Annotated in this window: 17 protein-coding genes; 15 read left to right on the plus strand and 2 right to left on the minus strand. The window is 37.2% G+C overall.

Features of this window, described 5'->3' with window-relative positions; genetic code table 11:
- The first annotated feature begins 47 nt into the window (after positions 1–47).
- From H0R92_RS04990 to H0R92_RS05055, 14 genes are all read left to right on the plus strand, one after another.
- Positions 48–3,701: an ATP-dependent DNA helicase gene (locus H0R92_RS04990; protein WP_432961725.1), complete on the plus strand. Its 3,654-nt coding sequence runs from the start codon at positions 48–50 to the stop codon at positions 3,699–3,701.
- 199 nt (positions 3,702–3,900) lie between these two features.
- Complete coding sequence (locus tag H0R92_RS04995) at positions 3,901–4,599, plus strand: hypothetical protein (protein ID WP_432961727.1); 699 nt, start codon at positions 3,901–3,903, stop codon at positions 4,597–4,599.
- A 9-nt stretch (positions 4,600–4,608) separates the two neighbouring features.
- A complete protein-coding gene (locus H0R92_RS05000) occupies positions 4,609–5,250 on the plus strand; it encodes a DUF3575 domain-containing protein (RefSeq protein WP_432961729.1) in 642 nt (213 codons plus the stop codon).
- Between the two features lie 510 nt (positions 5,251–5,760).
- Complete coding sequence (locus H0R92_RS05005; RefSeq protein ID WP_432961731.1) at positions 5,761–5,919, plus strand: type II toxin-antitoxin system RelE/ParE family toxin; 159 nt, start codon at positions 5,761–5,763, stop codon at positions 5,917–5,919.
- A gap of 14 nt (positions 5,920–5,933) precedes the next feature.
- Complete coding sequence (locus H0R92_RS05010) at positions 5,934–6,221, plus strand: hypothetical protein (protein ID WP_432961733.1); 288 nt, start codon at positions 5,934–5,936, stop codon at positions 6,219–6,221.
- Positions 6,222–6,367: 146 nt separating this feature from the next.
- Positions 6,368–7,591 (plus strand): hypothetical protein, encoded by a 1,224-nt coding sequence (locus H0R92_RS05015; RefSeq protein WP_432961735.1) that lies wholly within the window; start codon positions 6,368–6,370, stop codon positions 7,589–7,591.
- Between the two features lie 521 nt (positions 7,592–8,112).
- A complete protein-coding gene (locus H0R92_RS05020; RefSeq protein ID WP_432961737.1) occupies positions 8,113–9,015 on the plus strand; it encodes a Fic family protein in 903 nt (300 codons plus the stop codon).
- A gap of 86 nt (positions 9,016–9,101) precedes the next feature.
- A complete protein-coding gene (locus H0R92_RS05025) occupies positions 9,102–9,338 on the plus strand; it encodes a hypothetical protein (RefSeq protein WP_432961739.1) in 237 nt (78 codons plus the stop codon).
- Between the two features lie 57 nt (positions 9,339–9,395).
- Positions 9,396–9,704: a nucleotidyltransferase family protein gene (locus H0R92_RS05030; RefSeq protein WP_428769534.1), complete on the plus strand. Its 309-nt coding sequence runs from the start codon at positions 9,396–9,398 to the stop codon at positions 9,702–9,704.
- Positions 9,688–10,032 carry a HepT-like ribonuclease domain-containing protein gene (locus tag H0R92_RS05035; protein ID WP_432961741.1) on the plus strand — a complete coding sequence of 115 codons (345 nt, stop codon included), beginning with the start codon at positions 9,688–9,690 and terminating at the stop codon, positions 10,030–10,032. The genes H0R92_RS05030 and H0R92_RS05035 overlap by 17 nt, the downstream gene beginning before the upstream one ends.
- Positions 10,029–10,673 (plus strand): hypothetical protein, encoded by a 645-nt coding sequence (locus tag H0R92_RS05040; protein ID WP_432961743.1) that lies wholly within the window; start codon positions 10,029–10,031, stop codon positions 10,671–10,673. The genes H0R92_RS05035 and H0R92_RS05040 overlap by 4 nt, the downstream gene beginning before the upstream one ends.
- A 268-nt stretch (positions 10,674–10,941) precedes the next feature.
- Positions 10,942–11,883, plus strand: a complete 942-nt coding sequence (locus tag H0R92_RS05045) for a hypothetical protein (protein WP_432961745.1) — start codon at positions 10,942–10,944, stop codon at positions 11,881–11,883.
- A gap of 77 nt (positions 11,884–11,960) precedes the next feature.
- Entirely contained in the window at positions 11,961–12,950 is a 990-nt protein-coding gene (locus H0R92_RS05050) for a hypothetical protein (RefSeq protein WP_432961747.1), read from the plus strand.
- A 10-nt stretch (positions 12,951–12,960) separates the two neighbouring features.
- Entirely contained in the window at positions 12,961–14,985 is a 2,025-nt protein-coding gene (locus tag H0R92_RS05055; RefSeq protein ID WP_432961749.1) for a S1 family peptidase, read from the plus strand.
- A gap of 65 nt (positions 14,986–15,050) precedes the next feature.
- Here H0R92_RS05055 and malQ read toward each other — a convergent pair whose 3' ends face one another.
- Positions 15,051–16,706 (minus strand): 4-alpha-glucanotransferase, encoded by a 1,656-nt coding sequence (gene malQ / locus H0R92_RS05060; protein ID WP_432961751.1) that lies wholly within the window; start codon positions 16,704–16,706, stop codon positions 15,051–15,053.
- Between the two features lie 169 nt (positions 16,707–16,875).
- On the opposite strand from malQ, the gene H0R92_RS05065 reads away from it, so the two are divergent.
- Complete coding sequence (locus H0R92_RS05065; protein ID WP_432961753.1) at positions 16,876–19,005, plus strand: methyl-accepting chemotaxis protein; 2,130 nt, start codon at positions 16,876–16,878, stop codon at positions 19,003–19,005.
- Between the two features lie 52 nt (positions 19,006–19,057).
- Here the strand turns inward: H0R92_RS05065 and H0R92_RS05070 are convergent, their stop codons facing one another.
- The gene (locus H0R92_RS05070) at positions 19,058–19,696 is read right to left on the minus strand and encodes an adenylate kinase (protein WP_432961755.1); all 639 of its coding nucleotides are present in this window, start codon (positions 19,694–19,696) and stop codon (positions 19,058–19,060) included.
- Positions 19,697–19,700 lie beyond the last annotated feature (4 nt).

Raw genomic sequence — 19,700 nt, forward strand, 5'->3', positions numbered from 1 at the left:
GACTGCCCGTTGGGCATCTTAAAAGGAAACGACTATAAAGGTAACTTATGGAGAATTCAAAAAACATTACAGTAAGGGTTCCTTGGCATGATAATGGTTGGAAAGGAACAGTATGCAATAATCCGCAGAATAACTTTTCCTGCAAATATTTAAAAGGCATAGCAGAAAATAAAAATTGTGATTTTGAATGCCCTCTTGCTTCTAAAAAATTTATAGATCTTACTGAAAAAGATACAGAAAAAATTCCATGTATTAAGGAAAATGCAGCCTTTTTATCAGAAGTTACTTTATCTTTTATGGCTGAATACCCATATTCATCATATTCAGACCTTGGACATATTAAACCTACAAAAGTTGATATTTCACCTAATTCATTAATTTCTCGTCCTTACCGTTGGCTTAGAACAGAAGATTCACCTGCTTCCTATATTATTAATTACAGTAAAAAGCGTGAGGAAGAGTATAAACTTTCCCATAAAAGTTCTAGTAATTATCCAATAAATAAAATTTGGATAAATGAACCACAAAATCAAAAAGCTGTACTGGAATATTACTATGACGGTCTTAATGATAACTCTTTGATTGTACCTTATTTAAAGAATGTTCCTTTTACAGAAGATAATCGTCGTGTTGTTTTGGGTATTGGATTTGTAAAAAGCGTACACGATACACAAGTTTATAATTCATTTGATGTTACAAAGAAGATAACGCCTTATTTATGGGACAAAATCATTGAACATGATATTGTTAACAATGGCTTTGTATTTCCTTATAAGGAATTGTATGATTATTGGCAATCAAACAGCCAGTCTAACATTGATAAATATATTATATTTGCAGATGACGATTATCGTGACCAATTTAGTAACGGGTCAGAATTAATATCATACGATGCGTTAATCAGTATTTTAAAACAAGCTAAAAAATGTTATAAAGAAATTTCAACAGATATTCCTGCTATTATTTTTGATTACAATAAAATCTCTAATTGGATAGACACACAAATTGAACGCTTACAAAATGAACGCGGGATATATCCGGCTCTTGGAACGCTTCTTCTTTCCTCAGAAAAATTTACTATTAAAGTTGATGATGAAAATAAAAACATTGCTCTTGATATTATTAAAAACATTTCATTTGACGGAACTCAGGATTCTGTGAGTGAATTAAATAAGGCAATTGATAATTACAATGGTGATTTTTCCACAACACAAAAAGCTATAGCAAAAAGATATATTCAGGAAAAAGTAAAAATAATTAAAAATCTTTCTCGTTTTATTTGTACCGAAAAACAATTTAAAGATATTTTAAAAAATGAATCAAAATACGGTGATTACATAGATAATCCATATTTACTATTTGAAAACTCTTTACAAAATGAGTTTGATTTACAGATTCCATTAACAATTCTTGATAATGGAATGTTTTTTAATTTAAAAAAACAAAAAAATGATAATGATTTAGTTATAATTGAGGCAGATTCTAAAGAAAGACTTAGGGCTTTTTTAATACGTGAACTTGATGAGCAAGCACAAAACTATGGTCATACGACATTGCCGGTTACACGTTTAGTTGAGTTAATAAATGCAAGAAACTTGACACAAGATTTGCATTTTGACAGTGACAGCATAGAACTCTTTGAAGATTTTTTAAAAGAAAAAATAATCATCAAAGAAATTGAAGGAACAACTTATTTAAAATTAAAGAGCATAGAACAATTTGATGAAGTTGCTCGTGAGGAGATAGAAGAAAGAGTAAAATCTGGAAAAATCACTTTAGATATAGATTGCTTTAAGAATATTCTAAAGGATAAAATTTCAAAATTTGAAGGTAATGATACCGAAAAAGGCAAATTAGCAGAAAAAGAAAAACTAGAGTCATTAACAAAGCTTGCCCGGAACAGAATTTCTGTATTAATTGGAGATGCAGGAACTGGTAAAACAACAGTACTTTCTGCTTTATGTGCACACTCAGAAATAAGTACAAAAGTATTATTACTTGCACCTACAGGTAAAGCTAGAGTTAGAATGTGGAATGCGACCGGCAAACAATATGAATCAAAGACCATTGCTGGATTTTTAATTGCAGATAAAAATTATAACTGGAATACGGGACGATATCTGCTTCCCAAAACTTCAAAAGTAGAATTATCGGATAGTACAGTAATTATAGATGAAAGTTCAATGCTTACAACCGAAATGTTTGCAGCTGTTTTAAAAGCTTCATCATGTGCAAAAAGAATTATCTTTGTAGGCGATCCAAACCAGCTTCCCCCAATAGGTTGTGGTAAACCATTTTCTGATTTAGTTGATTATTTTACAAAGGAATATCCTTCCCATATAGCTAAACTTACTCAGACCATGCGAAGTAATATTTCAGAAACTAATGATTTTGCTTCTTGGTTTAAAAGTAATAGTAATCCAGATGAAAGTGTTTTGGATTCCATTGAGAAAAAAGAAAACAATACATTAGGTATTTGTTTTAGAAAATATGAAGATGAGGAACTAAATGATGCGATTATTGATGAAATTGTAAAAGTTACAGGTATGATAGATAAAGATGACGTTAAAAACTTTGACAAAAGTTTAGGTGCTGTTATCAATGGACAATATACAAATTTTAACTGTGGTGGATTCTTTGGTGTCCCGATAGATAAAGGTGCAGGTTCTAAAGCAGAAGCTTGGCAAATTCTAACGCCTGTAAAAAACTCCCCTGATGGTATTTATAATATAAATGAAATAATCCACGAAAAATATCGTCCAACACATTATTATAAATTTAAAGAAGTTAACAACTACAATTCTGAAGTATGTGGTCTTCAAAAAATTGGAGTTGGGGATAAGGTGATTTGTACAAAAAATGGAGACTCTATAGCCTATCCCAATAGTAATTTTAATTATGTAGCAAACGGGGAAATTGGTATAAGAGTTGGCATTAAAAAAGGAACGTATTATCAAAATGTGGAATTTTCTACTCAACTTGGAGTAACTTATTATGGAAAAACTTATCGTGGTAAAACATATGATTGGCAATATTATGGTGATGATGCAGACGGAGATTTGGAACTTGCTTATGCCATTACCGTTCATAAAGCACAAGGAAGTCAATTTAACAATGTGATTCTTGTGTTAAACAGAAACAACAGAATGTTATCGCGAGAGCTTCTGTATACAGCAATAACTCGTCAACAAAACGGGCTTGTAATTTTGTATAACGATGAATTTAGAAATCTCTTGCGTTTTTCTTCGGATGAGCATTCAGATTTAGCTAGACGGTGTACCGATTTGTTTACGCCACCAAAGTTCATCAATATAGAAAATAAGGGATGGTATGAAGAAGGCAAAATTCATAGAACAAAAACGGGTGTAATGGTTCGTTCTAAATCAGAGGTAATAATAGCAAATGAATTAGAAAATGCAGGACTTGATTGGCATTATGAAAATGATGGAAATTATATAGAAATTAATGGCAACAAGTACTTACCGGATTTTGTTATATTTCATAATGGTAAAACATATTACTGGGAGCATCTAGGTCTTCGTAATGATGAAGACTACGAAAAACGATGGGAAAAGAAAGAGAAAGATTATTTAAGTGATAAAAAAATTATCTTGAAAACTACACAAGATCAAAAAAATGGCGGTATTGATAGTGAAGATATTTTATCTATTATTCAAGAAATTAAACTCTCTGTTGAATAGAGCTAATTGTCGTTATTTACGTAAAATCAAAAAAACGTATAACATACAGTTCAAATCCGACAAACCAGTCAAACTGGTTTGCGGTTTAAAACAATGTTAGATTGACCTGCCTAAAGGCGAGCGGGTATGGAACCAGTCGAAACGGAATAAAAAATAAAATAATTGCAATGAAAAAAAACATTGCGAAAGGAAAGTCGAAATGAAAAATATAAAAATACCTTTAAGGATATTGTTTGTATTCAGTATGTTATTTATTTTTTATATAGCAACACTACTCGCAGGGTGTGCCGAGCCTGTCGGCTTCCCGCAATCTTTTCGGGTATATTATAGTGATAATTATTCACAGCTCATCGCAGATGCAAATTATTCAGGAGAAGTAAAAGTTGAAGGTATTCAGGTAATTACGCAACAGGTAAGTTGCGGATATGCTGTAATAGAAATGCTTGCAAAATGGAAAAATAAAAGTATTAGCGAACAATCATTGTTATCCCAAAATAATGGTAAGATTTCCACATCTCTCGGATCGGGCTTTTTGAATGAGATGACCAAGCAGTTTCCGGAATGGAAAATAATTAGGTGTGTAAATCTTCCCAATACCGAATTACTAAGGCAAATATATTCGTCAGTCAAGAAAGGATTTCCCGTCCCGATTGAATTTGCCGCGAAAAATACAGATGGTAAATGGACACTTCATTTTGCTCTTGTTAATGGCGTTGATTTTCCTAACAATCGGATTTTTGTATTAAACCCGTATGGGTATGAGGAAACATACACCATAGATAATTTCATCAAAGCGACACGGTATGAGTGTTATGAAAATATGGAGTGGTATTTTTCCGCCGGATTCCATATAGGTTTATTTAATAAAAACACGATGTATCTTTTAAGCAGTAAATAAGGACATGGTATGAAGCGGGTAACGATTACTTTCTTTATGTTTATTTTTTTCGTACCGTCTATTTCCCTGTATGCAGCGGAAACCGAAAGACGATTTTCCATTCAAACAAATCCGATTTACACCATAATCGATCTAATTTATCCTTTTCTGGATAAGGAAGGCCGGACTAATTATTTTACAATGAATCTTGAAGTTCAATATTCGCTACATAAACGATTTTTCCTCTCACTGAATAATAACGTCGCATATGAGAAGTACTTAACGAGTTATTATCAAGACAGTAGCGGAAGAAGGTTTAACAAAAGCTTTGCACAGCAGTTTCAATATATAGCTGAACCGGAGTTTGCATATAAGCTGTCCGGCTCATATCTGCAGGGCTTCTATGTAGGTGCAGCTCCCAGAATAGGATTCACACATGTTTCTTCAAGTAAGATAAATGACTCCTTCCTTGTCTTGGGATTTGGTGTTATTTCCGGTTACCAGTGGATAATAAAACGGGGGTTTACAATTCAATTAGGAGCCGGAATCGGCAGATCGTGGCCTATTCCGTTCAAAAATAATGTGAGTGTATATGACCAACGAAGTGAATGGCGTTTATTCAATCTTCCCTTTGATATACCTTTGAAACTACAAATCGGATATTCTTTTTAGGGCGTATATGGCAGTTCAGAGAACTCAAGGAATCCAACAACTGCTTCAAAGCTGAAAGTTGCTAGGCGCTACGCTTCGTTCAGGACGCAAATACAGGTTAAGCAAATGTTAGGTTGACTATATAATGAACGCTTTACCGAATAGTAAAATTAGTAAAAATTTCTCAGAAGAAAAAGCTTATGTAGGAATAAAAAGTATTTTCTTATGGGAGAAATCAATAATAAAGCATTCTCTAAAAGGTTGTAACAAAAATATATACTGAATTATCTGACAACATATAAAGAACTAATGTAAAATTTTCACAAATAGAATTTATCTATTTGTAATATATTGCATCATTTGAAAATGTTTACAAAATCAAAATTATATATTATACTTTATTTATGAAATTCAAAGTGGAAAAACATCCTGCTGTTGAGGCAGAAATCTCAGATTTAGAAAAGCCTCTACAAGATTTTTTGAAATCAGAATATAAAAAAAATTGAGAATGACGGTATTGAGTTCGTGAAAGTGAGAGCGATTCAGGATAAGATTTTTGAAATTAAGTCAAATGAACTTCGCTCCCTATTCAGATACAAAGAAGGAAAAATTATTGTGGTTGGAGTTGTTTTTATAAAGAAAACACAGAAAACTCCAAGGGAAATAATAAAATTAGCAAAGAAAAGATAAAAGGAGGTTTGAATATGGAATATGTGTTTATAAAAGATACAGAAGGCTTTGTTTTAAAGAAATTGAAATCGGAAGTTTGTGCTGATGAAGAAATAATTTCTGAGAAAGAATATATGCAAACATCAGGACTGGCATTTTATGAAAAGAAATTTGGACATGGAGGTGCAAGAGAAAATGCCGGAAGAAAGCAAAAATTCGGCTCTCCATTAGAATTTCAGATTAGGGTAACTAGGGAAGAAAAAGATTTCATATCTTATGCCAGAAAAAACAATTTGAATTATTCCGCATTGATGAAGAACTAAGCACACATAACAACCGCTTCAACCCGACATTGCGGACAAGCCGCGACTTCAGGTTAAGCGAGAAGTTGGACCAATGCCCGCACCGGGGCGCAACCGGGGAAAAAATAAATATATGGTTTGGAATCAATGAGGAGATTAAGAAATAAATGACAAAACTTACTTTTTCTAAAAAAATGAAAGTTGCGGCTGTGGCAAGCGGAACTTTTTTGTCAACAGCTTTTTTATTTGGATTTTTATTTTTTTTACTTACCGAAACACATTTCGCTCTGACTTGGGGGCTAATGTTTCCTCTGTTTATATTATTTGGTGTGCTTTCTGTTTTTGGTATTTTGGAAGCATTTTTTGCATACTGTTCTTTTGATGATGAAGACGGTATTGAATTTTATTCTGGTTTTTCAAAAGCGAAGAAAATTCCTGTTTCTTCGCTTCAGTCATTTTCTATAACTCAAAAAGGAATTTCAATTTCATATAAAACTTTAATCGGCGGTATAGAAAAAATAAAATCATTTACAGTTTCTATATATTTTCAGAATATACAGTCACTAAATAAATGGCTTGATTATCATACGCGCAATTTATATGCGGAGCAAATTACACAATCTGTTAAAGAATTCACGGAAGCTCATTATGAACTTTCGGATGATGAAAAAGGCAAACTTCTTCAAAAAATTCATATAATTGCACGGATTTTAAAATGGAGCGGTGCGATTATTTCTATTCTTTTTATTGCAAGTATTTTTTTAGGCAGAAATTTCATGCATATCGGTTTTATTGTATGTGCAGTGTATCCGATTATTTTGTTAGTAATTATGCGTTTTTCAAACGGGACAATCCGCTTTGATGAGCAAAATACTGATTTATATCCAAGTATTCTTTCTCCTTTTTGTTTTTGCTCTGCAGCTCTTTGCTTTTTAGCTGTTGCTTATACCTACCAAATATATAGCCTTTCAAAACAACTTTACGTTTCGGTATTTATAATGCTTATTATGTTTTTTTTATATTATATTTGCGTCAGTGAATCGGAAAAGAAAATGGAGAAAAAACGTTTTACAAGAATAGTCTCAGTTGTCAGTATCTTATTTATTATGTCCTTATATGGATTTGGAGTTTCAGTTTCTTCAAACATTATGTTTGACAAATCAAAACCTACAGTTTTCGAAGTTGTTGTCGTAAATAAGCACGTATCAAAGGGAAAACGTACGAATTACTATCTTGAAGTTTCGCCATGGATTGACGGAAAAGCAAAGCAAAAAGAAATTTCAGTTGGAAATAAATTGTATTCTGAAGTAGAGTCTGGCGATATGGTTAAAATAAAATTGTATAAAGGTTTTCTCGGCGTTCCATGGTTCAAAACGGTAAATGCAAAATAATATTTTAAAAATAATAGGGCTTATATTTAAAATAAAAAGAATAAAACGAATGCAGCTTTTCATTACTTGGAAAGTAAAAAAAAGATTTACTTCCGATAAATACGAAATGCAGATTTTGAAATCTGAATAAAAAATCGTATAACACGATTTTCGAAGCCGACAAACGGGGTAAGCCGCAAATACAGGTTAAGCGAATGTTAGGTGAACGCTTGGCGGCGCTGTTTAGATGTATGGAATGTTTTATGAGGAGAGAATGAATAATACAAAAATTTTTGATCCTATTTTATTAATTACAATATTTTTTATGTATGTTCCTTTTATTGTTAATTCGATTAAAAAACCGGTTTCGTAGTTAATTATACCGGGATTTCAATGCGGTTTAATTGCGTAGTTGGACGTACAGCCGGCTGGTGACTTAGTAGAAATATATAATAAACCGTTTTATTATCGGCAAAATAAAAGTGAATTTAAGTATGCAAATCAGCTTTATATATTGCCGATAATGTGTTATAATATTACCTATGAATAAGATAACATTCATATCCGTTCAAGAAACTGCAAAACGCTGGAAAATCAGCGAACGCAGCGTAAGAAATTACTGTTTGCAGGGCAGAATTCCCGGTTCACTTTTAGAAGGAAAAACATGGAAAATCCCTTCCGATGCAAAAAAGCCTTATCGAAAAACTCGTCATACAGCAAAACAGGATACTCTTTTATCATTTCTTAAACGTGAAAAGGAAGCCGGCTTAAAAGGCGGAATTTATCACAAAATTCAGATTGACCTTACTTATAACTCAAATCACATCGAAGGCTCAAAACTTACCCACGAGCAAACTCGATTCATTTTTGAAACTAGAACTCTTGGCGTTACGGATGGATTTGTTAAAGTTGATGATATTGTTCAAACGGTAAATCATTTTCATTGTATTGATTTAATAATCGAAGGTGCACATACGAAACTTTCGGAAAGTTTTATAAAACAGCTTCATTATATTCTAAAGTCAGGCACAACCGACAGCCGAAAATCATGGTTTAAGGTTGGGGATTATAAAATGCTGGAAAACGAAGTGGGCGGCGATGAAACTACAAAACCTGCGGATGTTTCAGCAGAAATGAAAGCATTATTAATGGAATACAATGCAAAATCGGAAATTACTTTTGATGACATCTTAGATTTTCATGTCAGGTTTGAAGCAATTCATCCATTCCAAGACGGTAACGGCCGTATTGGAAGATTAATAATGTTCAAGGAATGTCTTAAACATACTATTGTCCCTTTTATAATTACTGAAGAACTAAAACTTTACTATTACAGAGGAATTAAAAAGTGGAAAAATGAACGCGGTTTTTTAAGAGATACATGTCTTACCGGACAGGATTTAATGAAACAATGTTTGGATTATTTTGGTATTATGTATAATTAGTTATTATTTCAATTAATAGTAAGTGAGCGGTATTACAATAAAGACTAACCCGCGCTTCAAAGCCGACGACAAGGAGGCATGATACAATGACAATAACGGTAACAGCAACGCTTATGCTGATGGTGTTTTATTTTCTTTTGTTGTACGGCGGAGTGGCTTTTGTTCAGGACAAAAAGTTTTTTTCTTCGGCCCCAAAAGAAGTTTATGATGCCGTTCCCGACAGAAAAGAAAGATTCCGCGGTGCCCATATAGTCGGCTGGATTATAATTGCATGTACTCTTCTTATTTGCGCTGCACTCGCGTGGCTATGTACTTTGTTTTAAGAAAACTCTTTGTTGCCGGTCTTAACTTAATACATAAAGGCATGATATAATACCGGTATGAAACCGCAAGCAAAACAGGAAATTTTTAATTTTCTGGAGTATAATAAAAATACGCTCCGCTCGTATGGTGTAAAAAAAATCGGCTTATTCGGTTCTTATGTGCGTAATCAGCAAAGTCAAGAAAGCGATATTGATATGCTGGTTGACTTTTATGCCGATAAAAAAAATTATAATAATTTTATCAATTTGGTTTATTATTTGGAAGATAACCTAAAAACAAACGTAGATTTATTAACACCGGAAGGCTTAAGTCCGCATATTGAACACACAATACTTAACGAGGTTGAATATGTATCGCTCGAATGAAGATTTATTCAAACATATTTTTGACGAGATTATTTTTCTCGAATCTGAAACGGCCGGCATGACAAAAGCGCAGTTTCTAAAAGATGCAAAAGCACAGCGAGCCTTTGCACGGAGTATTGAGATTATCGGAAAAGCTGTTAAGAATATTTCAAATGATGTGGTAACAACATATAAAGAGGTTCCATGGCGGAATATTGCGGGCATGAGTGATAAGCTTATACATGGTTATTTTTCCGTTGATTATGAAATTGTATGGGATGTTGCAAAAAATATTATTCCTGAATTTAAGTGCCGGCTAATAAAAATTATGAATGAAAAACCGGTATGACAATCAAAGAAATACAAACTGAAATTGACAAAACAAAAACGGATATCGGTAACTTTATAGAACTGTACAAAACGGAGCATACGGCCGGCCGTTACGAAAATTGGAACTCTAAGGATGTTGTCGCGCATATTCTTGAGTGGATTATCTTTTCAAAAAATAAATTACAGGCTATTGCTTATAACCGGCAGTTTGAAGAAGTCTGCGATATCGATGCGTTTAACAGACAGGCTTGGATAAAAAACAAAGACAAACATATCGGCGAATTAAAAGAGAGTATAATGTTTGAGCTTGATGAATATAGCAAAACCGTTTTACTGTACTCGGACTGCGATTTACAAAAAAAAGATTTACCGACCGGTTTTTCATTTGAATTGTGGCGCTATATGATTATGGACACCGTTACGCATCCCGTTTTACATATGTTGTATTATATGTTAAAAACAAAAAACTATGAGCGCTTTGTTTTACTATGCGAAAAACGGCACAAAACATTTTATCGGTATTCAAACGGAAGCCCCGATGTATATTCCTTTTGCGACTACATCGAAGACAAAACGCAATTCAGTCAAAACATACAAACATTAGCCTCCATATATACAAACAACGATATGATTGATATAATTTTGAAAGTAAATAGCTGAAAATAGAGTCGGGCGCATCGTTTTTTATCTACCTGTGATATAAGTAGCGTGCGATATAACTAGCGATTGTAAAACCCGGAACCGCAAAATATAATTCAAATCGGACAGCAAACGTGTAGACAGTATATGGAACATAGGATAATCTATCTGTAAATATAGTATCCCGAATAAAGGAGGCCGCAAAAAAATGAGAAAATATATATTCATATTTATGTGTATATACATGCTGACAATATCTGCGTGCCGTCCGCAAAAACGGGAGCTAACCATGGATGACTTTTATGAAGAAATACATAAAATTCGGCAAAAAGAATCCGAAAAACAAACCTCGCTTGAAACGGATGAAAACACGGAAATAACGGACACCCTACACGCGGAAAACGATAACAAGAATTACGATAACCGAGTATTTCAAACAACCGACAATATGCGTTCCGATTATCGGGAAAATAAGAGCGACGGTTATTCATGGCGCGAACGGGAAGTAACATATGATAAAAAGGATACTGTTTTGTCAAAAGATAAATTGTTATCGACAAAGTGGATGCTGGACTATGCAGTTAATCCTTACAGCCCCTTATTGTTTTATTCGGATGATGTTTTTAAATTCGGAACATATCAAGCGGGAGTATTGGTAGAAGGTTCATATAAAATTATTGACAATAGGGTATTCTTATTCGATTATAAATTAAAGGATAATTATCTTTCTCCGCGTATATTTGCCGAAAAAGAAATGTATGCGCAATTATACTTTGAAAGCAGCCATGTAATGTTCGACAATGAATTAATCATAAACAACGTATCTTTTTATCCTATCGGCAGTGAAAAAGAGGACGGCAAGCGGGCCATTGTTTCCGGTATTGAAGTTATAACCGAAACGCAGCAAAAAGTAATGACGGACAATGTCCGCTTTCGGGTTTCTCCTAATACCGATTCACAGACCATTATTATTGCAAGATATTGGGAACGCGGAAAGAAAACCGACAGTATAAAAAGAGGCGACGTTATATCAACTTTGGCAAAAACCGTGTATGAAGATACAATTGACGGAATTACGGCCCCTTGGTATTATATTTGTGTATCCGAATCTGAGGGGCACCAATACGGCTGGGTTTTCGGCGGATATTTTGCACCGTATTTTAAAGAAAAAGAAGATGAATACAAAAAAATGCTGGAAACGGAATTGCGCAATTGTATCGACAAGGAGTAAAGGGTAAAAAGATACCTTGCCGAAACGATTGTGCATGCGTTTTTTGTATGTGTAAAACAAAGGTGCAGGAGGATTTTATGAAAAGAGCGCTGTCGATAGCTTTTATGGCATTAATGATTGCAAAAATCGGCTCGGCGCAATCCCTGATTGGAGCGGCAAAAGCCGGGGATTTCCGGCTTTTTGAAAAAACAGTAAAAAGCGGAGCAAGCCTGGATGAAACGGATGAGCTTGGAATGAATGTTCAGCTATCGCTTGCCTACTTTTCTCTCAAAGAATTTAAAAAAGCCTGCGCTCTTTTGCATAAGAAGGGCTTTGATTTTGATAAGCCCGTAGCGAATAATATTTCTCTGCTTTACCTTCTTTCCTACTCATGTTCCCATGAAAAAATACAAACTTTACTCAAGTATAACGTAGATGTAAACCGCAAAAACGATGCTACGGGACTCAAGCCGATCGACGCAACTCAATTCAGTACTTTTAAGTTTTATTCCGAACAAATAATTGCCGAAGATGCCTTCGTAAATGCCGAAAAAACCCGCCGTCTGCTTTTAAAGCACGGATCCGAAGACTTTAAATATGCGGACTTAAACTTCGGTAACGTCGGCAATTTCTTTTTTTGTATACTAAATATGATTGTCGTTTATTATCCTTTTATCCATCCTGAAATGATAAACTCAAAAGAGCTGTTTGACTTTTCGGAATTGAACGGGCAGCCCCAGGCGGCAGTAAAAAAAGAAAGCTTGATTGAATTATTTAAGAGTATAAATTTAGACGTTGAAATCAGCTCATACACCGATAAAAATGAAATCTTGCAGCAGCTCATTGATACGGAACTTTCGGAAGACACCTATATGCTTATGGCGCAAACCGGCAACAGTCCCCTTGCTCCCTACCAATGGGTGAACATCAACGGAGGAAACTACGGTAAAAATCCGGATTTTGATCATCCGCTCAAGGTTGCCAATCCCGACGGCTTATATCAATTTATCGAATTCAGAGTACGGGATATAAGTCAACTGCTTACCTTCAAAATAAAGCAAGCCGAACGGGAAGCCCCCGTTAATTAAGGAGAAAAATATGAAAATCAAAAAAAATCTTTTAATCGTGTTTTTAACCGTTTTGTTGTGTGTGCCGCTTTTAACGGCGCAAGCGGTTTTGCGGCCGGAAATATTGACAAAGTTAAATGACGCGGTTTTTGAAGTTGTTGTGCTTAAGCCGGACGAGGGTTCTCTCGAATATGAAAAAAAGCTGCCGCTTGAGCGCATTCCTTTTGCAATTCGTACCGATAAGTATTTGCCCATCGGTACGGCATTTTTAATGGACGACGGTTTGTTTTATTCGGCAGCCCACGTTTTTAATTTGCACGAAGAAAGTCTTTACGGTGATTATTTTTTACGCGCGGTTGACGGCAATATTTACAAAGTCGATTCGCTCGTATCCTTTGCGACCGACAGGGATTATATTGTGTTTACCGTCGAAAATTATACAGATACAAAAAAAGGGCTTTCAGCAAAAGAGAATTTCAGCTTAAACACGCAAACCTTTTCGGTCGGCAACGCTTTGGGCGAAGGTATCATTATCCGTGACGGTCTTTTAACCAGCCAAACCTTCGAAGAAGAAAACGGGTCATGGAAGTGGCTGCGGTTTTCGGCCGCGGCAAGTCCCGGTAATTCCGGCGGCCCCTTGGTTACCCCCGACGGCGATGTACTCGGCATTATTACAATGAAAAGTGCAAACGAAAACTTAAACTACGCCCTGCCTTTTTTTGAAACAAAAAAGCTCCCGGAAGGAACGGGAAGAGTTCACATAAACCACTACTACGTTATCCCGAATATTTTGGAAGAAAAATTCTTTTTCCCGTATGATTATGAACAAAAACTGCCGAAAAAACTTACTCAAGTGCGCCGTGAAGTTATTGCCGACTACAGTGCTTCAACCGTAAAAAAGGTGGACGAAATTCGGCGCAAATTCGATTTTGCCGGCGATGAAGGTTTTAATAAGGGCGACGGAAGTTACGATATTTTATACACAAATTGGATTCCGCGATTTCCTCTTACCGTAATACGCACCGATAATAAAAAATGGACAACCGTTATTCCCAACGATATCGGCGAATACAAATTGCCGCAAAACGGAAGCGTTTCGTACGGACGGCTGCTGAATTTAACAATGGCGGTGATTAAAAGACCCGAAAATATCGCTTATGAAGAATTAATCGCTTCGCCGAAACTGTATATGGACTATCTTTTAAGCGCCTCGCGTATGTACCGTACGGTCGGCAGTGAAAGAATCGCTATAACGTCTTACGGACAGCCTGCGCGGACCCATACGCATACCGACCGATACGGCCGTACATGGCTGGTAAATTATTGGAGCCTTCCCTTCGCAAATGCCGAAGCCGTATCCTTTGCTTTGCCCATGCCCGGCGGTTTGTATGTGATGACAAAAACGGACGATACCGCTTCTATCAGAAACGGACATAACCTCGATCTTGCTTTTTTAAGCGATTACGTTATTCCGCGTTATTCGGGAACCTTCAAAGACTGGAAGGAATTTTTAAGCATAAAAGCCGAAGTGTGTCCCTTGGATCCCGTATTTGCCTCGATGAAATTCGATTTTACGGACAAAGGAACGTCCGTCCAAAACGAAAATTACAATGTCTTTGTGCCGCGTAAAATCTTTGCTTCGGACAAGGATACCACATTGCGTTTTTTTCTCGGCTTTATCGAAAAAAACGCGGAATTGCAGTTTGAAGGTTCCGGGTTTGATATGTATACAAAGGCCCGCAATGATGATTATCGGTACGTTGTTATAACCAAAGAAAAGGCTCCGGGCGAAGATGCTCCGGATGAGATGCGCGATAAATACCGGCAAAAACTCGAACGAGCAGCTCCCTTTAACGGGCAAGCGTATAATCAAAATCAATATACATATTATGATGAAACCTTATTTTTGGACGGTTTAAACACGCAGCAAAAAGAAAAGCTGCCTTATATTTACATATTGGGCTTGGAGTTAAAGCAGCAAAACAAATTTAAAGAAATAGAATCTTTTGCTAAAGCAATGAAAAAAGCGATAAAAAAACCGAACGGATATAAATAAAGCTTAAAAAGAAAAAAAATCAAACCAAAAAACCGCCGACACACCATACTCGGCGGTTTTTTGGTTTATACGCTTTGACGGATATTTCGTCCTGAAAGTTCCGATAAACGTTTAAGCCATGCGGCTTTTTCATTCCCGATATGTGTACCTGCTTCTTGGCTGTATTCGCCGCTTTGCCCGTCTTTTTCCGATAAGGCCGTATCTTTGTTTCCGAGTAAAGCGTCGTCCATACGCCATGTCCAGTTTGAACCGCCGGAGGTGGAAGGTGTGTTCATGCGCATTTCCGAGCCGAATGAAAACAAATCCTGCAGGGGAATAAGGGCAAAGGCGGCGGTTGAAAAAAAGGCGGCGCTTATAAGCGCACTGCACAGCTGATGATTTTGTAAATGCACATCGTTAACGCAGCCGCTTACATATTCGCTTATAAAACGGCGTTCTTCGTCCGAACAATTATTCAGCCAGCCTTGGGTTGTATCGTTGTCATGGGTTCCCGTGTACACAACGCAGTTTTTATCGTACATATGCGGTAAAAAGGCATTTGTACAGCCAGTGCCTTCGGATTCGCGGATATCGAAGGCAAATTGCAGCACCTTCATTCCCGGAAAATTAAATTCGGCTAAAAGTTTGCGCACGCCGTCGGTGATGACGCCCAAATCTTCGGCGATAAGAGCGGTTGTGCCGAGTTTTTTTTGCACTGCATTGAATAAATCCGCACCCGGTCCTTTAACCCATTTCCCGTTTACCGCCGTTTTTTCTCCGTAGGGAACCGACCAATACGCTTCAAAACCGCGGAAGTGGTCGATGCGCACATAGTCGGTTATCGTAAGCGAATGGCGGATACGTTCAATCCACCAGAAGTAGTTTTCGGCTTTCAGCGTCTTCCAATCGTACAGGGGATTCCCCCACAGCTGGCCGGTTTCGCTAAAATAATCGGGGGGAACGCCCGCAACGGCCTTCGGAAGCGCTTTTTTATTTAATTGAAACAAGTGCTGATTCGCCCATACATCCGCCGAATCGAGGGCGACAAAGATGGGTATATCGCCGATTATCGAAACCCCTTTGGCGTTTGCATAATTTTTAAGTTTTTCCCACTGATAAAAAAAGAAAAACTGCACCGCTTTTTGAATTTCAATATCGGTTTTGTGCGATTTTTGCCAATCGGCTAAAGCCGCTTTTTCGCGCAAAGCCAGGGCTTTGGGCCAATAATTGTTCCACAATTTACCGAACAGCCCTTCTTTTTGCGCTTGCGCATCGTAGTATTCTTTTATGCTCATAAAAAGTGCGTAATCGTCGAGCCAAAAATGCTGTTTGTTTTTGAAATCCGTGTAGGTCTTTGTATATTTTTCGTTACTGCGGGTTAAAAAAGTATGAGCCGCTTTTTTTAAAAGCGGAATTTTCCAATAGACAACCGAACCGAAATCGACGTTTCCCGCAGACACAATATAATCGGGAGGAGAGGCTTCTTGTGCGCTTAAAAAACCCTGCTCAACAAGGCTGTCGATATCGATGAGCAGGGGATTGCCTGCAAAGGTCGAAAAAGACGCATACGGCGAATCCCCGTAGCCGGTCGGGCCGAGCGGTAAAACCTGCCACAAACTTTGGCCGGCTTTTTCGAGCCAATCGACAAAAAGAAACGCCTGTTTACCCAAAGTACCGATACCGGGGCTTCCGGGCAATGAGGTGGGGTGCAGTAAAATTCCGCTTGAACGTTTTAAAATCATACTATCCTCTTATAAAGCATAATACTTAAGACCGTGTATTTGAGCAAGCCCCGTTTCTTTTTCCGAATATGCCTTTATATTAAATTCCGCAATTTTAACAAAGTTTTAGTTTGTAAATGCCGATACTATAATATACGGATGATGTGTTTCCGCAAAAGGAGGATAGATAATGAGCAAAGTGGAACGACAGCTTATACCCGGAAAAAGCGGAAAAAAAAGCTTAGCATTCAAAACATCGTTTGTGGTATGTATTGTTTTTATTATAGCTCTTGTATTACTCGGCTCCATAGTTTTTAAACAATTTTCAAATGTTATTTCTTCCGATATGAGAACAGGTTTAACGGATCGTATGGAACGGGAAGCTCATGCAATTTACGGCAGTATTTTTTCAAAGATTGAAACCGCTTCGATAAACTATGCGGAACTGTTAACCCGTTTCGGATTTGAAAATCCGATGGAGTCCGAAAAAATCAGTGAAACCCTCATCGGTTCCGATGACGAAATTGTCGGCGGCGGTTATTGGCTTGAACCCTATGTTGTTTCCGGAAAACGTTTTTACGGCCCCTATTGGTTTAGGGAAAACAATAATATCGTTATGACTTGGGAATACAGCAATGAAACAAACGATTATACAAAATTCGATTGGTATAAAAATGACGGTTTTGCGGAACACAAAGCGGTTGTGTGGAGCGAATTATACAATGACGAAGTAACCGGCGTTCCCATGATAACGGCAACTTCCGTGCTTCAAAAAGACGGAAAAAAACTGGGAGTTGTAACGGTAGATCTCGGTCTTGCGCCCTTAAGCGCCTATTTTTCAACGATTGAATTTACGGATATTCGCGAATATTCTCTTTCTCTTATAAATGAAAAAGGGGTTTGTTTTAACAATAAAAATACGGATTTAATAGGTAAGCGTATTTTTAACTTCGGTACGGAAAAAATAAAACAAGGGTTAATAGAAGATGCCGAGCAATTTATCTGTATTTCTCCGATTGCCGACACCGGCATTTATATAGCTTTGGAAGTAAAAAAAGCGGTTGTTTTTGAATCCTTCAAAAAACTGCTTTTTATCAATATTATAACGGCCGTTTTCTTTATTGCCGTTTTAATACTTACTGTCAGTTTGTTTATGCGAATCGTTTTAGTAAAACCGCTTAACCGGACAATCGATGTTTTAAAGGATGTTGCGGAGGGCAATCTTACCGTACAGCTTCCCCTAATCGGAAATGATGAAATTACGGATATGTCCGATTATTTTAACCAAACGATAAAAAAAATGGGTTTATCGCTGAAATCGATTCATACCGGTTCGGAAACAATGGAACAGGTAGGCGCAAGCCTTGCGAGTAATATGGCACAAACTACAAGTGCAATTCATGAAATAAGTACGAATATTGACGGAGTAAAACAGCAGGCTTTGACGCAAGCGGCAAGCGTAACCGAAACGGCGGCAACTATAGAACAAATCATTAAAACGATAAAAAATCTGAATGCCAGTATTGAACTGCAAAGTGAAAGTGTTGCCCGTTCTTCTTCTTCGATTGAACAAATGGTAGCAAATATTTCGTCAATTACTCAAACGCTTGAAAAAACGGATTACGTTATTAAGGATCTTGCATCGGCGACCGAAAACGGAAAAGAAACGATTGTCAATTCCAATTCCGTAACCAAAAAAATAACCGAAGAATCGGGCAGCTTGCTTGAAGCTTCGAGCGTTATTCAGCATATTGCAAGCCAAACGAATTTACTTGCGATGAACGCAGCTATTGAAGCCGCTCATGCCGGAGAAGCCGGCAGGGGCTTTGCCGTCGTAGCGGATGAAATCAGAAAGCTTGCAGAGGAGTCCAGCGCTCAAGGTAAAACGATAACCGAAACGCTTAAAAATTTAAGTACCGAAATGGAATTGCTTTCGGACTCTTCCCGTTCCGTTGAAGAAAAGTTTAATGCTATTTTCTGTTTGTCCGAACAGGTAAAAGATATGAGCAATCGCTTAACGGACGCGATGCGTGAACAGGAAACCGGCGGCCGTGAAGTTTTATCTGCAATAAAAAACATTAATGCGGTGACATTGGAAGTTAAAGGCGGTTCGGCCGAAATGCTCAACGGGGGAGAACAGGTTGCACAGGAAATGGATAAACTTGCGAATCTTACCCGCATTATCACGGAAAGCATGAACGAAATGGCCGCAGGCACAATGGAAATAAGCAACGCAATGCAGGAAGTAAATGAAATAAGTCAAAAAAATAAAGAAAGTATTGTAAGCTTATCGGATGAAGTTAAAAAGTTCAAAGTGTAAGGTTTTTTTTGCATGTGCCCGGCCGTCTTAAAAAGGTGAGCCGGGCTTTTTTTTATGTGCGCTCTTTCGGAAATGCCGTTTGAAAAGCCTGTAAAACCAAGTCCGTCGCCGGTTTTGCGTCAATGTCTTTTAATAAGTTTTTCGAGCGATAAAAATCGATTAACGGTGCTGTTTGTGCGCGGTATACTTCAAGGCGGTGTTTTATTGCTTCGGGTTTGTCGTCGTCGCGTACAAAAAGTTCTCCGCCGCAGTGCGTACATATGTTTTCTTTTTCCGGCGGCATAAACACGACATGAAAGTTATGAGAGCATGTGCGGCATACGCGGCGTCCGGAAAGCCGTTCGACGACACCGTTGTCATCTATGTCGAAGTTTACGGCGCAGTCGATACGTGCGAATTTTTCAAGTGCCTCGGCTTGAGCGATTGTACGCGGAAAACCGTCCAAAATAAAACCGTTTTTTGTGTCCGGCTGCGAAAGCCGCTCTTTAACCAATTCGACGGTGATATCGTCGCCGACCAAAGAACCCGAATCTATAATCGCTTTAACTTTGCAGCCCAGCGGCGTTTGCGCTTTTATAGCGGCACGGAAGATTTCTCCCGTCGATATGTGCGGAATACCGTAGCTTGCCGAAACAGCTGCGGCCAAAGTTCCTTTGCCGGCACCCGGCGGGCCTAAAAAAATAAAATTCATCTTG

The sequence above is a fragment of the Treponema sp. OMZ 840 genome, assembly GCF_050937815.1.
Lineage (GTDB): Bacteria > Spirochaetota > Spirochaetia > Treponematales > Treponemataceae > Treponema_C.

Bases quoted from the DNA above. Each gene is read 5' to 3' on its own strand.
- H0R92_RS05070 (WP_432961755.1), bottom strand. From the start codon at position 19,696: ATGAATTTTATTTTTTTAGGCCCGCCGGGTGCCGGCAAAGGAACTTTG.
- H0R92_RS05030 (WP_428769534.1), top strand. From the start codon at position 9,396: ATGAAACCGCAAGCAAAACAGGAAATTTTTAATTTTCTGGAGTATAAT.
- H0R92_RS04995 (WP_432961727.1), top strand. From the start codon at position 3,901: ATGAAAAATATAAAAATACCTTTAAGGATATTGTTTGTATTCAGTATG.
- H0R92_RS05035 (WP_432961741.1), top strand. From the start codon at position 9,688: ATGTATCGCTCGAATGAAGATTTATTCAAACATATTTTTGACGAGATT.
- H0R92_RS05055 (WP_432961749.1), top strand. From the start codon at position 12,961: ATGAAAATCAAAAAAAATCTTTTAATCGTGTTTTTAACCGTTTTGTTG.
- H0R92_RS05000 (WP_432961729.1), top strand. From the start codon at position 4,609: ATGAAGCGGGTAACGATTACTTTCTTTATGTTTATTTTTTTCGTACCG.
- H0R92_RS05050 (WP_432961747.1), top strand. From the start codon at position 11,961: ATGAAAAGAGCGCTGTCGATAGCTTTTATGGCATTAATGATTGCAAAA.
- H0R92_RS05020 (WP_432961737.1), top strand. From the start codon at position 8,113: ATGAATAAGATAACATTCATATCCGTTCAAGAAACTGCAAAACGCTGG.
- H0R92_RS05040 (WP_432961743.1), top strand. From the start codon at position 10,029: ATGACAATCAAAGAAATACAAACTGAAATTGACAAAACAAAAACGGAT.
- H0R92_RS05010 (WP_432961733.1), top strand. From the start codon at position 5,934: ATGGAATATGTGTTTATAAAAGATACAGAAGGCTTTGTTTTAAAGAAA.
- H0R92_RS05025 (WP_432961739.1), top strand. From the start codon at position 9,102: ATGACAATAACGGTAACAGCAACGCTTATGCTGATGGTGTTTTATTTT.
- malQ (WP_432961751.1), bottom strand. From the start codon at position 16,706: ATGATTTTAAAACGTTCAAGCGGAATTTTACTGCACCCCACCTCATTG.
- H0R92_RS05065 (WP_432961753.1), top strand. From the start codon at position 16,876: ATGAGCAAAGTGGAACGACAGCTTATACCCGGAAAAAGCGGAAAAAAA.
- H0R92_RS05015 (WP_432961735.1), top strand. From the start codon at position 6,368: ATGACAAAACTTACTTTTTCTAAAAAAATGAAAGTTGCGGCTGTGGCA.
- H0R92_RS04990 (WP_432961725.1), top strand. From the start codon at position 48: ATGGAGAATTCAAAAAACATTACAGTAAGGGTTCCTTGGCATGATAAT.
- H0R92_RS05045 (WP_432961745.1), top strand. From the start codon at position 10,942: ATGGATGACTTTTATGAAGAAATACATAAAATTCGGCAAAAAGAATCC.